10 protein-coding genes are annotated in these 12,862 nt (G+C 72.3%); 6 read left to right on the top strand and 4 right to left on the bottom strand.

Translation table 11 applies throughout. From position 1 onward, the window contains the following. Positions 1 to 10 precede the first annotated feature (10 nt). The 3 genes from qcrC to qcrB are packed head-to-tail and all read left to right on the top strand — an operon-like array spanning position 11 to position 3,563. Positions 11 to 820: a cytochrome bc1 complex diheme cytochrome c subunit gene (gene qcrC, locus ABD120_RS18640; protein ID WP_486348449.1), complete on the top strand. Its 810-nt coding sequence runs from the start codon at positions 11 to 13 to the stop codon at positions 818 to 820. Then, positions 817 to 1,935 (top strand): cytochrome bc1 complex Rieske iron-sulfur subunit, encoded by a 1,119-nt coding sequence (gene qcrA, locus ABD120_RS18635; RefSeq protein ID WP_343951184.1) that lies wholly within the window; start codon positions 817 to 819, stop codon positions 1,933 to 1,935. Before qcrC ends, qcrA begins: the two co-directional genes overlap by 4 nt. Further along, positions 1,932 to 3,563: a cytochrome bc1 complex cytochrome b subunit gene (gene qcrB / locus ABD120_RS18630; protein ID WP_343951183.1), complete on the top strand. Its 1,632-nt coding sequence runs from the start codon at positions 1,932 to 1,934 to the stop codon at positions 3,561 to 3,563. Before qcrA ends, qcrB begins: the two co-directional genes overlap by 4 nt. A gap of 379 nt (positions 3,564 to 3,942) precedes the next feature. Here qcrB and ABD120_RS18625 read toward each other — a convergent pair whose 3' ends face one another. Both ABD120_RS18625 and ABD120_RS18620 read right to left on the bottom strand, forming a co-directional pair. Further along, positions 3,943 to 4,230, bottom strand: a complete 288-nt coding sequence (locus tag ABD120_RS18625) for an Lrp/AsnC family transcriptional regulator (RefSeq protein ID WP_343951182.1) — start codon at positions 4,228 to 4,230, stop codon at positions 3,943 to 3,945. A gap of 18 nt (positions 4,231 to 4,248) precedes the next feature. Further along, positions 4,249 to 5,973, bottom strand: a complete 1,725-nt coding sequence (locus ABD120_RS18620; protein WP_343951181.1) for a DEDD exonuclease domain-containing protein — start codon at positions 5,971 to 5,973, stop codon at positions 4,249 to 4,251. 81 nt (positions 5,974 to 6,054) lie between these two features. Here ABD120_RS18620 and ABD120_RS18615 point away from each other — a divergent pair, with 81 nt between their 5' ends. The 3 genes from ABD120_RS18615 (at position 6,055) to ABD120_RS18605 (ending at position 10,592) form a co-directional block, all read left to right on the top strand. Then, positions 6,055 to 7,551 (top strand): serine/threonine-protein kinase, encoded by a 1,497-nt coding sequence (locus ABD120_RS18615; protein WP_343951180.1) that lies wholly within the window; start codon positions 6,055 to 6,057, stop codon positions 7,549 to 7,551. After that, positions 7,541 to 9,034: a serine/threonine-protein kinase gene (locus ABD120_RS18610; protein ID WP_343951179.1), complete on the top strand. Its 1,494-nt coding sequence runs from the start codon at positions 7,541 to 7,543 to the stop codon at positions 9,032 to 9,034. Before ABD120_RS18615 ends, ABD120_RS18610 begins: the two co-directional genes overlap by 11 nt. Positions 9,035 to 9,113: 79 nt before the next feature. Then, entirely contained in the window at positions 9,114 to 10,592 is a 1,479-nt protein-coding gene (locus tag ABD120_RS18605) for a hypothetical protein (RefSeq protein WP_343951178.1), read from the top strand. A gap of 120 nt (positions 10,593 to 10,712) precedes the next feature. Here the strand turns inward: ABD120_RS18605 and ABD120_RS18600 are convergent, their stop codons facing one another. Beyond that, on the bottom strand, positions 10,713 to 12,371 hold the full coding sequence (locus tag ABD120_RS18600; protein WP_343951177.1) for a PH domain-containing protein: 1,659 nt from the start codon (positions 12,369 to 12,371) through the stop codon (positions 10,713 to 10,715). Next, entirely contained in the window at positions 12,368 to 12,862 is a 495-nt protein-coding gene (locus tag ABD120_RS18595) for a PH domain-containing protein (protein ID WP_343951176.1), read from the bottom strand. The genes ABD120_RS18600 and ABD120_RS18595 overlap by 4 nt, the downstream gene beginning before the upstream one ends.

Here is a 12,862-nt window from a genome sequence, read left to right as displayed (position 1 = left end):
CGGGATCTCAGTGACTAGGACCACCGCTTGGCGGCGGCATCCCCTCGCGAGATATGCCGTCCTGGTTTTGGCCTTGGCCCTGGCCGGTGTGGCCTACGCCACCCTGGTCCAGGCGAGCAAGCCTGCCGACGCCGCGCTCGCGGCGGGCAAGGTCGACGACGTCGCAGAGGGCAAGAGCCTGTTCCAGGCACACTGCGCCAGCTGCCACGGACTCAGCGCCGAGGGCACCTCGACGGGTCCGACGCTCGTCGGTGTCGGCGCCGCCGCGGTCGACTTCCAGGTGAGCAGCGGCCGCATGCCTGCGGCCAACCCCGGCGCCCAGGCGCCGCGCAAGCCCCCGGCTCCGTGGGTCAACGACGACACGGTGCGCCAGCTCTCCGCTTACGTGCAGACGCTCGGTGGCGGCCCGACCATCCCCACCAAGGAGCAGCTCGACACCACGGGCGCCAACGCGGCCAAGGGCGGCGAGCTCTTCCGCGCCAACTGCATCCAGTGCCACAACTGGAGCGGCGCGGGCGGAGCGCTGACCAGGGGCAAGTACGCCCCGAGTCTCAACGCCTCCTCTCCCAAGCAGATCTACGAGGCGATGGTGACCGGCCCGCAGGCGATGCCGGTGTTCAACGACTCGACGATCACGCCGCAGGAGAAGCGCGACATGATCGCCTACATCACCGAGATCCGCTCGCAGAAGGACCCCGGCGGGTTCGGCCTCGGCCGCATCGGCCCGGTCACCGAGGGCCTCGTTGCGTGGGCCGTGGGCATCAGCCTGCTGGCGCTGGCCGCCATCTGGATCACAGCGAAGAAGCGACGGAAGTCATGACAGACAACGAGCACGACATCGAGCAGGCCGATGAACGCGTGCCAAAGCGCGTCATCGGCACTCCCGCGCCGGGCACCTCGATGCTCGGCACGGTGGAGGCATCTCCCAAGGAGGGCGGTGACGGCTCAGACGTCCCCGGCGTGACGCTGCCCGACGAGGCCAAGGCCCGCAAGGCCGAGAAGCTCGTCGCGCTCTGCTTCACGATCACCTTCGTGTCGGCCATCGCCTTCATCATCTTCTACGTCGTGTTCCAGGTGGGTTCGCCGGAGGCCACCGGCCAGTCCCACCTGGCGCTGGGCGCCACGCTGACGCTGGCGGTCCTCGGCCTCGCGGTCGGCATCGTGGTCTGGGTGCGGCACCTCATGCCGAAGTACAACCTGGTCCAGGAGCGCCACTCGCCGGCCGCCGACGAGGAGACCCGTGAGGAGATCACGGCGACGTTCCTGCAGGGCGCCAACGAGAGCGGCTTCGTCAAGCGGCCGCTGCTGCGCCGTACGCTGCTGCTGGCCTCCGCGCCGCTCGGCCTGCTGCCGCTGGTCCTGCTGCGCGACCTCGACAACACCCCGATGCCCGCGGCCGACTTCAACAAGCTCCTGCGCCACACCGTGTGGGCAGAGACGCTGAAGAAGCCGATGCGCCTGGTCGTCGAGGGCACCGGGCAGCCGATCCGGGCCGCCGACTTCAACTCGCCCGGCGGCATCCTGTCGGTGGTCCCCGAGGGCTACGAGACCGACCTCAACGCGCTGGCCAAGGCCACGCTGATCCTGATCAAGTTCAGGCCCGAGGAGCTCAAGTCCAAGACCAACCTGAACTGGACGCACGACGGGATCGTGGCGTACTCCAAGATCTGCACGCACGTCGGCTGCCCCGCGGCCCTGTACGAGCAGACCACGCACCACATCCTGTGCCCGTGCCACCAGTCGACCTTCGACGCCGCCAACGGCGCCGAGGTCATCTTCGGCCCGGCGGCCCGTCCGCTGCCGCAGCTGCCGATCGGCGTCGACGCCGAGGGCTACCTCATCGCCAAGGGTGACTTCGACGTCCCGGTCGGACCCAGCTACTGGGAACGCGGCGACGCCGAGGCCGAGGTCAGGGAGAAGGGAGGCCAGGCATGAGCGACCTGAAGACCGTGCCGAAGGCCATCGCCGGCCCGGCGGGCTACCTCGACGAGCGCGTCGGCGGAGGCCAGGCGCTGCGCCGCAACCTCCGCAAGATCTTCCCCGACCACTGGTCGTTCCTGCTGGGCGAGATCGCGCTGTACTCGTTCATCATCCTGCTGCTCACCGGTACGTTCCTGACGTTCTGGTACAAGCCGGGCATGGAGCACGTCGTCTACAACGGCCCGTACGAGCCGCTCAAGGGCGTGATCATCTCCCAGGCCTACGCCTCGTCGCTGGAGATCAGCTTCGAGGTCCGCGGTGGTCTGCTCATGCGGCAGATGCACCACTGGGCCGCGCTGCTGTTCGTCGCGGGCATGATGGTCCACATGCTGCGCGTCTTCTTCACCGGCGCGTACCGCAAGCCGCGCGAGCTCAACTGGCTCATCGGCGTGCTGCTGCTGATGCTGGCGCTGGCCGAGGGCCTGACCGGCTACTCGCTGCCCGACGACCTGCTGTCCGGCGCCGGTCTGCGGATCACCCAGGGCGTGATGGTCTCGCTGCCGCTGGTCGGCACATACATCCAGTTCTTCCTGTTCGGCGGGGAGTATCCGGGCTATGACGTCATGGGCCGGTTCTACTCGCTGCACATCCTGATCATCCCCGGCATCCTGCTGGCGCTCATCGGTGCCCACCTGGTGCTCATGTGGGTGCAGAAGCACACCCAGATGCCCGGCAAGGGCCGTACCAACAAGAACGTGGTCGGTTCGCCCTTCTACCCGGCGTTCATGCTCAAGGGCGGCGCGTACTTCCTGTTCACCCTCGCGGTGATCGCGGGTCTGGGCACCTTCGCCCAGATCAACCCCATCTGGATCTTCGGACCATATAATCCGGCCGATATCTCGGCGGGTTCGCAACCCGACTTCTACATGGGCTTCCTGGAAGGCTCGCTGCGGCTGATGCCGCCATGGGAGATCAACCTCTTCGGCACGGCCCATGCGGGGACACTGCCGATGAGCGTGATCATCCCGGCGCTGTTGCCCATGGGCATCATCTTCACCGGGTTGGGGCTCTATCCGTTCCTCGAACGGTGGATCACCGGCGACAACCGCGACCACCACGTCACGGACCGCCCGCGCAACAACCCGCACCGCACCGCGATCGGCATGTCCGCCATCACGTTCTACGGTGTGCTCTGGCTGCTGGGTGCCAACGACGAACTCGCGGCCAACTTCCAGATCAGCCTGAACGCGACCACGATCGTCGGTCGCGTCCTGGTCCTGGTCGGCCCGGTGATCGCCTACATCATCACCTACCGCATCTGCCTCGGTCTGCAGCGCTCCGACGCCGCGATCATCGGGCACGGTGTGGAGTCCGGTGTGATCAAGAGGCTGCCGCACGGTGAGTTCATCGAGGTCCACACGGCGCCGCTGGAGGACATCGAGGCCCACATGCGGGCGAAGGAGCCGGTCCCCACCCTTCCGGTCGACGAGGACACCTCCGGCATCCCGCCGAAGGGCGTACGCGGCCCGCTCGGCAAGCTGCGCGGCAAGATGTCCCAGTCGTACGGCGGGGAGAAGATCCCGCTCGACGAGGGTCACGGTCACGACGACCACGCCCTCCCGCCGGGTGACGACAAGCACTAGGCGAGAAGTCGAAGGCCCGGACGAGTCTGTCCGGGCCTTCTTCTTTTCAGGACGGCTTCTCGGTACGGCCCGCCCGTCCACCCGCCACCCGCCGTCGTGGGCCGGCGGCCTCCAGGAACACGCCTCTCATCCCTGCGGCGAACCCGCCGACACGCCGTCCGGTCGAGGGGCCCAAGGGGGTGGCGTGTCGGCGGGGAGGAACGCGGGCAGGGGCGTGCCCCTGGAGGCCGTCGGCCGGAGCGCGGCGGGTGGCGTTCGGCGGGGGCCGGGCCGTGACGAGGTGGTGGGGCCAGCGGGAGTGATGCGGCCGGGCCGTGATGAGGTTGCCGGGGTGGAGAAGGCGGGCGAGAGGGCGGCCCTCAACGGCGGGAGGGGGCGCTCAGTCGGTTTCGGGCAGGCCGATGGAGAAGGTGCTCTCCAGGTCGTGTCGCGAGTAGGCGCGGAAGGCGATGTGGGTCTCGGTGTGGAGCACGCCGGGCACCTTGTTGAGGCGGCCGGGGATGACCTCCGCGACCTGCTCGTAGGCCGCCACCCGGACCATGGCCAGCAGGTCGTATTCGCCGGTGATGGAGTAGACCTCGCTGACCCCGTCGATCGCGGCGATCGTCTGCGCGACCTCCGGGATGCGGTCCACCTCGGCGTTGATGTGAACGATTGCCGTGACCATGTCCGCCACTCTAGCGGGTCATCGCATCGGCCTGCCCTCTCGGGACGGGCGCGGGTCGAGCCGCTGGTAGGCGCGTTCGATGCGGGCCCGGTGGCGGGCGGCGCCCTGGGCCGGCAGGCTCCACTCGCCGTCGACCTCGACCAGGCGCACGCCGGGCGATTCGAGCCATCGCAGGATGCACTCGGTCTCCTCGGCGGTCGCGGCGTGGGTGGGGCCGGGGCCGGGCAGTACGGTCTCGGCGGTGGAGACGAGCGAGTCGACGAACGGAACCGGGTGGGCGCCGCGCGGCATGACCCCGGCCGCGCTGAGCCGGCCGTACCTGATGACGTGGATGTCCCAGCCGCCGTCGAAGGCGGGGCTGGCCGCGACCATCTGGGGGATGCGGGTGAGCGCCGCGAGCCGCTGCATGCGGGCGGCGGCGCGCACGTAGGAGGCCAGCCGGTCGCGGTCGACGCTCGCCTCCTCGTAGCGCTGCTCGACCGCCAGGCGTTCCATGCGGGCGGACACGGCCGCGTAGACGAGGCCGACGTCGTGCTCGATGGCCCGGCGGGCGGCCTCGGCGTGCACGGCGTACTCGGCGGGCGTCTCGTGGCCCGCGCACGGGGCCCCGCAGCGGCCCATCTCGTGCAGGACGCAGGCGGTGGTGCGGGTGGACGGGGTGAGCCGCTGGGTGCACTGGCGCAGCGGGAGCGCCTCGTGCAGGGCGGCGCGGGCGTCGTCGGCGGCGCGGCTGCTGCCGAACGGGCCGAGGTAGGCGGCGCCGTCGTCCCTGACCTCGCGCACGATCGACAGGCGGGGGAACGCCTCGTCGGTGAGCTTGAGCCAGACGACCTTCTCCGGGAAGCGGGAGCGCCGGTTGTAGCGCGGCTTGGCGCCGCCGATCAGGCGTAGCTCGCGCACCTCCGCCTCCAGGGCGGTCGCGCAGACGATGTGCCCGACCCGCTCGGCGATGCCGATCATCTCGCGCACGCGCGGCCGGGTCTCGCTCGCGGTGAAGTAGGAGCGGACGCGGTTGCGCAGGTTGGTGGACTTGCCGATGTAGAGGACCTCGCCGCGCGCATCCTCGAACAGGTAGACGCCGGGCGCGTGGGGCACGGACTCGGCCAGGTGGCGTTTGCGCCGCTGCTCGGGCGTCGGCGCGCGGACGAAGGACTTGAGCTCCTCCAGCGTGTGCACCTGGTAGGAGCCCGCACGGCCGATGAGGCCGTGCAGGACGTCGACGGTGGCCCGCGCGTCCTGCAGCGCGCGGTGACACGGCTCGACGGGGCTGCGGAAGAACCGGGCGAGCGTGGCGAGCTTGGCGTTGGGGACCTCGTCGCGGGTCAGCACGCGGCGGGCGAGGTCGACGGTGTCGACGACGGGGTTGGCCGGGGGCGGGTAGCCGAGTTCGGCGCAGGCGGCCTTGACGAAGCGGGTGTCGAAACCGGCGTTGTGGGCGACGAGCACCGTGCCCCTGATGAACTCCAGGAAGCTCGGAAGCACGGCGGGCAGGCGCGGCGCGGCCGTCACCATGGCGTCGGTGATGCCGGTCAGCACCGAGATGAAGGGCGGGATCGGCCCGCCGGGGTCGACCAGCGTCGAGAACTCGCCGAGGATCTCGCCCGCCCGCACCTTGACCGCGCCGATCTCCGTGATCGCGTGCTCGGCGGGGGAGCCGCCCGTGGTCTCGAGGTCGAAGACGACGAACGTCACCTCCCGCAGGGGGGTGCCGAGCTCGTCGAGAGTGCCTTGAACCGCGTCCACGATCAAAGACCATAGAAGGACCGACTGACAGTTATCCCGGCGCCTGCCGGGACAACTGGATCTTTCGTTAGTCTCCTGTTTATGTCAGGGGGACGACTCGCCCACAGATATGCCCTGCTCCGCCCGCTCGGCAGCGGCGGCATGGGCCGTGTCTGGCTGGCCAGGGACGAACTGCTCGACCGCGAGGTCGCCGTCAAGGAGCTCACACTCGCCGACCATCTCGGCCCGGCCGAGCGTGCCGAGGCCGTGACCCGCGCGGTGCGCGAGGCGCAGGCCACGGCGCAGCTCCGCCATCCCGGCATCGTCGCGCTGCACGACGTCGTCGTCGAGTACGGCCGGCCGTGGCTGGTCATGGAGCTGCTGCGCGGCCGGACGCTGGCCCAGGTCGCCGCCGAGGACGGTCCCATGGACCAGCGGCGGGCCTCGGCGATCGGCGCCGACGTCCTGGCCGCGCTCATGGTCGCCCACGCTCAGGGGTTGCAGCACCGCGACGTCAAGCCGGGCAACGTCTTCCTCACCGACAGCGGCCGGGTGGTGCTGACCGACTTCGGCATCGCCAGGCAGGAGGGCCAGGCCACGCTCACCCAGCGGGGCCTGACGATCGGTTCGCCCGGCTTCATCGCCCCCGAGCGGCTCGAAGGCTCGCCCGGCGGGCCCGCCAGCGACCTGTGGTCGCTCGGCGCGACCGTCTACCACGCCGTGCTGGGCAGGGCGCTGTACTCCGGCTCGGCGGCCGAGCGCATCAAGGCCACGCTGACCACGGCGCCGCCGCCGATCCAGGGGCCACTCGGCGCGGTGCTCCCCGCGATGCTCGCCCGCGACCCGGCGGGCCGTCCGCACCCGGCGGCGGTGCTGGACGCGCTCCAGCGGGTCGCCGCCGGGCAGCCCGCAGGTCTGCGACCCGCGGGCGACGACACAGCGCCGGTGCGCGGACGGCGGCGCGGCCGGGCCCTCGGGCTGGCGGCCGGATCCACCGCCGTGCTCGTGGCGGCGGGGGCGAGCGCGTTCCTCCTGCTCGGCGGCGAGGACGCGGCGCCGAGCTCCTTCGGCACCCCCATCGATGTCTGCACCCTGCTGACCTCCGAGAACGTGAGCTCGCTCCTCAACACCGGCAAGACACCCAAAGCGCTCCGCTCGACCGACGAGATCGGTCCCACCTGCTCGTGGACCCTCCAGGGCACGGGCATCGACGTCCAGGTGCAGAAGGACTCCGACACCGCGAACCCGTGGGCGATGACCCCCACCACCGCCCGCAACCTCCTGCTCGGCCAGCACCGGCAGTGGAACGAGCTGGAGCAGGTCGGCTGGACCTGGCCGGAGATCGGCGCCAAGACCGAACTCACGGCCCGGCGCGGCCCGATCAGGAAGACCTCGGGGCTCGGCGAGGAGGGCTTCGCCTTCGAGCTCGGCGGGAAGGACGGCCGGATCCACAGCGCCGTCGTGCTGTTCCGGGTGGCCAACCTCGTGGTGCAGGTCGAGTACTCCACGCTGGCCAACCGGCCCACCGACGCCCAGATCAGGGACACGGCGGCCAAGGCGGCCGGGCTCGTCGCCGAGGGGCTGCGCCGTGCCGGATGACCCCCTGCTCGCCGGCCGCTACCGGCTGGTGGCCCGCCTCGGTGAAGGCGGCGCCGGCACGGTCTGGCGGGCCGTCGACCAGACCCTCATGCGAGATGTCGCGATCAAGCAGGTACGGGTGCCGGACGGCCTGGACCCGGCGGGACGGGCGGACTTCGCCGAACGCGCGATGCACGAGGCCAGGGCGGCAGGAAGGCTGCGCGATCCGGCCATCGTCCTGGTGCACGACGTGGTGCTCGACCGGGGCGTGCCGTGGATCGTCATGGATCTGTCCACCGGCCGCTCGCTCGACAAGGTGGTCAGGGAGCACGGCCCGCTGCCGCCCGACCTCGTGGCCAGGATCGGCCTGCGCGTGCTGTCGGCGCTGGAGGTCGCCCACGCGCACGCCATCCTGCACCGGGACGTGAAGCCCGCCAACATCCTCCTCGACGCCGACGGCACCGCCTTCCTCACCGACTTCGGCATCGCAGCACCCATGAGAGCGGCACCCATGAGAGCGGCACCCATGGGAGCAGCGCCTATGGGAGCAGGGCCTACGGGATCAGACTCGGACGACCGGCTCGCCGGCGCCGGCTCGCCCGGGTACATGGCGCCGGAGCGGCTCAACGGGCTGCCCGCCGGGCCCGCCTCCGACCTGTGGTCGCTGGGCGCGAGCCTGTACACGATCGTGCAGGGGCGGCCGCCGTACGAGCGGCCCTCGACGGCGGCGGTGGTCGCCGCCGTACTGCTGCACGAGCCGCCCTTCCCCGACCGGGCCGGCCGCGAACTCGGCACGCTGCTCATGGCCTTGCTCGCCAAGGATCCCGCCGCCCGGCCCGGGGCCGAGCGGATCCGCGCCGTTCTCGGCGCCGCCGCCGACCCCACCGGCCGCCCCCGCCGCCGCCGTCTGCTGCCGCCCGCCGTCGCGCTCGCGGCCGTGCTGGCGCTGGGAGGGGGCATCTGGTACGGCACCGGCCTGCTGACCCGCCCGCCGGACGGCCGCTACGCCGCCGCGCCCGACCCGTGCACGCTGGTCCCGCCCGACCGGGTCAGGCAGATCGTCGGCGCCGCCGCGCCACCGGAGCGCACCCGGCAGGGGGAGTGCCGCTGGCAGCACAGGACCGGCTCGCGAGTGCCGCGTTCGCTGCTCGTGCGCACCTGGACCGAGGCGCCGCGCGGCTCCCTCGACGGCGCCGGGGTCGCCCGCACCCTCGTCGCCGACGAGCGGACGGGCCGCAGCGGGGCCGCGGGCACCTCCTTCAGGACCACGACCAGCGGAGTCCGCGACGTGACCGGGATCGGCGAGAGCGCCTTCGCCTACGACGTTCTGGCGAAGTACATCAACGCGGATACGGGCAAGGGGACGAGCCTGGTCATGTTCCACGACAGCAACCTGGTCGGCGAGGTCGAGCTGAGAGTGGAGGACGTGCGCCGGGTCGGCGCCGCCGACCGGAAGGCCGTCGAAGAGGCGGCGCGGACGGTGTCCGCGTCGCTGCGGCGGTGAACCGGGACCGAAAGCGTCCCGCAAGTCTGGTTCACTAGCCTCTTCTGCGCACGCAACCGGCAAGGTCAGGAGTCTCCCCGTGAACCCCGGTAACCGGCACGAGCCGCCGAGCCCCCACCCCGGACCGCCGTACGGGCCGATCGGCCACCAGGGGCCGGGCGGGTCGTACGAGCCGCCGACGGTGCCGAGGAAGCAGGCGCGGCGGCCGGGACGGCTGGTGCCTGCGGTGGTCGCCGTCACGGTCGTGCTGGCCGGGGGCGTCACCGGCGGGTACGTGCTGCTGTCGCGCGAGGAGCCCGCGCCCGCCCCGGCGCCGCCCGCCAAGGCCGAGGCCCAGGCCCTCGACGTGTGCACGATGATCCCCAAGGAGGAGACCGAGCGCCTGGTGCCCGACGCCGTGGTCACCTCGGCGTCGCGGGAGCTGACCGGCGGCGGTGCCCGTACGTTCACCTGCGGCTGGAAGAACGACCGCATCTCCCACAACGAGTACTGGCGCAGCCGCGAGATCGAGGTGAACGTCCAGCAGCACCCGGGGAAGGGCGCCAAGACCGGGCGGGCGGTCGCGCAGCAGATGTACGAGAGCGGCCAGATGAGCGCACGCTACGCCGAGAGCGCCAAACCGAGCGTGAAAAAGGGCGAGAAGTCGTACCATTCGCCGGTCAAGCAGCTCCCGGGGGTCGGCGACGGCGCCTACGCCCAGTACACCTTCCGGCGCGACGACGTGCTCTGGTACTCCTTCGGCGAGGCCAAGGCCCGGATCGGCGACATGACCGTCGAGATCAGGTTCCAGGCCGGCCAGCAGCCCAAGGAGGCGACGATGCTGACCAACAAGGGCATGGCCTCGATCACGGAGGAGAACGCCATCCGCGAGGTGAGCGGGCTGGCCACGCACGTGGCCAAGGGCGTGACGGCCTGGCAGGCGGGCAACCCCCACCTGCTCGCCGGGCTGCGGCCGTCCACCACGCTCTCGCCGAGCAAACCGGCGGAGGCGAGCCCGACGCCGCTGGCCGCGTTCCCGCCGCTCTGCCAGGGCGTGCAGCCGCTCGCGCTGCGGCTGGTGCCGGGCGGCGAGCCGAGGGCGCGCGGCCTGCGTGTCGGCGGTGACGAGCAGACCGAGTGCCGGTGGATGAGCAAGGAGATTCCGGCCCCCGGCGGCGGCACCAAGGTGCGCAGCGCGTTCGTCGTCGTGCACCGCTTCACCAACCGGGCGGGCGCGGGCGACACCGGGGCGGCCAAAGGCTTCTACTCCGGGCAGCGCGGCGCCCCCGAACTGGAGGTGAACGGCATGTCCCTCGGCGAGAAACGCGACCTCGGCGGGCTGGGCGAGGCCGCCTACCGGCAGTACCGGACGGTACGCTCCGGGCTCCTGCGCACCGGCACCGGCATCGTGACCTTCCGCAAGGGCGCGGTGGTCGTGGAGGCCGAGTTCGTCGGCGCGGACATCCCCAAGGGGGAGGCGCTCACCACCCCCAAGGCCGTGCTCCTGCGCGAGGACGAGGCGCACGCCGGGGCGCTCGCCCTCGCGAAGGCGTTCCTGGACGGGCTCGGCGCAGGTTAGGCCGCAAAACCCTTGCAACCCGGTTGCAAGCGGGAAGCCTACGGTTGGGGAGTGGGGAGCCCCGTTCGGCCCCGCTTGCCCAGTACAGGGGCATGGGCAAGCAGCCGGGGCTCCCCGAGGTCAGCCGGAGGCGTCCGCCCTGCGCGTGACGAACGGCTCCAGCAGACCCGGCACGGCCTGCGCCGCCAGGGTGAGGCCCGCGTCCTGCCCGATGTCGTGCACGCGGAGGTGTCCCCTGCCGGCCGCCGTCGTCGCCGTCAGCGTCAGCAGTCCCGCCCTGCGCTGGAAGTACGACCCGCGTACGGTCCACCCCACGACTCCCGCCCGCTCCAGGGCGAGCGTGCTGCGCACCGCCGACCCCGACCGCGCCACCAGGTGCCCGGCGGTCAGCGTGTGGCCGAGGCCCCGGTAGGCGTCCAGCGCGAGGAGCAGCGCCACGGGCAGCAGCGCGGCGGGCGCCGCCCAGGCCCACGCGGGCATCCAGGCGTACATGAGGTCGAGCGCCGCGACGGCGGCCGCGACGAGCGCCACCCAGCTCAGCGCCCATCGGATCCGCCGCCCTCTGGCGGCGCGCGGGTGCGGTGTCAGCCTCGGCCCCGCAGGCGCGGCGCCGTCCGCGAGCGGCCGGGCGAAGGCATCGTCCGCGCCCGGCCGAGGGGAGGCTCCGCCCGCGTCCGGCCGGGCCACGGTGACGCCCGCCTCCGGCCGGGCGAAGGCGACGGCGGAGGCGACGCGCCAGGCGTGCTCGCGCGGCATCGGCGGTGACAGCGCCGCCACGTCCTCGTTCTCCTCGTCGTCCGTCTTGCCCAGGCCGGTCGCGACCGCCTTCACCCGGGCCCCGCCGCCGAGCCGCAGCAGCAGCGGCTCGGCCACCTCGACGCCGCGCAGCCGCCGCTCTTCAAGCGTCAGCGAACGCGTGGTCAGCAGCCCCCGGCGCAGGCGCAGTCGTCCCGGCTCGCGTTCGAGGCGGTAGCCGCCCCAGGCGGCCGCGAAGTGGATCACCGCTCCCAGCAGCCCCACCAGTACGTTGACCAGGAGCACGGCGGGCACGGCCGTCCACGGGTGCTCGATCGCCCAGTCCCAGGCGGGGCCGAGCCGTTCCTCGACCGTCTCGTCGAGGCCGAACAGGCCGAGCGCCTTGTACCCGGCGCCGAGCAGGATCGCGCCGCCGACGAACGACCACACCGTGAGCGGCGCGAACCTCGCCCACGACCAGTCGAGCCGCGCCACGGCCGGGTCCTGGGCGCCCAGCGAGGCGCCCGGCGAGGTGTCCGGTGAGACGCCCGCCGAGAGCTCGCCGTCGAGCAGGAGGCGGCGCAGCGCCTCGGCGTCCGTGCGCAGCAGCGGGTCGAGGCTGAGCTCGGACTGCCCGCCCGCCTGCTCACCCGTGCCCACCTTGACCACGGCCAGCCCGAACACCCGGCGTACCGGGTCGGCGGTGATGTCGACGCTGCGCACCCGCTCGCGCGGCACCGACCGGTGGTGGCGCTCGACGAAGCCGCTGCGGACCTCAAGGCGCTCGCCGGTCAGCCGCCAGCGCGTGGTGCGCAGGCGCACGTAGTCGAAGGCGCTCACGCCGCACACGACCAGCACGGCCAGCCCCGCCACCAGGGCCGCCACCGACAGCGGCGACCACCCCCGCTCGACCAGCGCCCGGCCGAGGAAGAAGGCGGCGGGGACGGCGAGCCCGAGCGACATCACGGCCGAGGCGGCGAGACTTCTCCGGCACAGCGTGCGCCACCCGTCGTCCTCGCGGACCTCCTCGACGGCCGGGTTCACGTCGCGTCACCCGGAGTCGCCTGGGTGATCGTGGTCAGCCGCTCGGCCAGTCGCGCGGCCAGCTCGTGGTCGAGCGCCTCGATCTTGATGTGTCCGGCCGCGCTGGCGGTCGTGACGGTCACGTTCGCCAGTCCGAACAGTCGCTGCACCGGCCCCCGCTCGGTGTCGACCGTCTGGATGCGCGACATCGGCGCCACCCGCCAGGTGTGGGTCAGCCAGCCGTGGAGGGTGTAGACGGCGTCGTCGGTGACCTCCCACCGTTGCACGCGGTAGTAGAGGCGCGGGGTGAGCGACGCGAGCGCGACGCACGCGACGGCGAAGGCCGCCACCAGGGCCCCCAGCCAGACCTGGCGTTCGGTGAGGAACCAGTACGCCGCTCCGGCCGTCAGCGCCAGCGGCACGGCGACGAGCAGACCCTGGACGGTCCACCACCTCACGGCACGCGGGTCGGCCCGGTGGCGCGGCGGGCGCAGGGCGAGGGCCGGCTCCAT

It is taken from the genome of Nonomuraea longicatena (assembly GCF_039525605.1).
GTDB classification, from domain to species: domain Bacteria; phylum Actinomycetota; class Actinomycetes; order Streptosporangiales; family Streptosporangiaceae; genus Nonomuraea; species Nonomuraea longicatena.
This window is presented reverse-complemented; position numbering and strand designations above follow the sequence as displayed.

Excerpts from the sequence above, each read along its gene's own strand:
- qcrA (WP_343951184.1), top strand. The coding sequence starts at position 817 with ATGACAGACAACGAGCACGACATCGAGCAGGCCGATGAACGCGTGCCA.
- qcrB (WP_343951183.1), top strand. The coding sequence starts at position 1,932 with ATGAGCGACCTGAAGACCGTGCCGAAGGCCATCGCCGGCCCGGCGGGC.
- ABD120_RS18625 (WP_343951182.1), bottom strand. The coding sequence starts at position 4,230 with ATGGTCACGGCAATCGTTCACATCAACGCCGAGGTGGACCGCATCCCG.
- ABD120_RS18615 (WP_343951180.1), top strand. The coding sequence starts at position 6,055 with ATGTCAGGGGGACGACTCGCCCACAGATATGCCCTGCTCCGCCCGCTC.
- ABD120_RS18595 (WP_343951176.1), bottom strand. The coding sequence starts at position 12,862 with ATGGAGCCGGCCCTCGCCCTGCGCCCGCCGCGCCACCGGGCCGACCCG.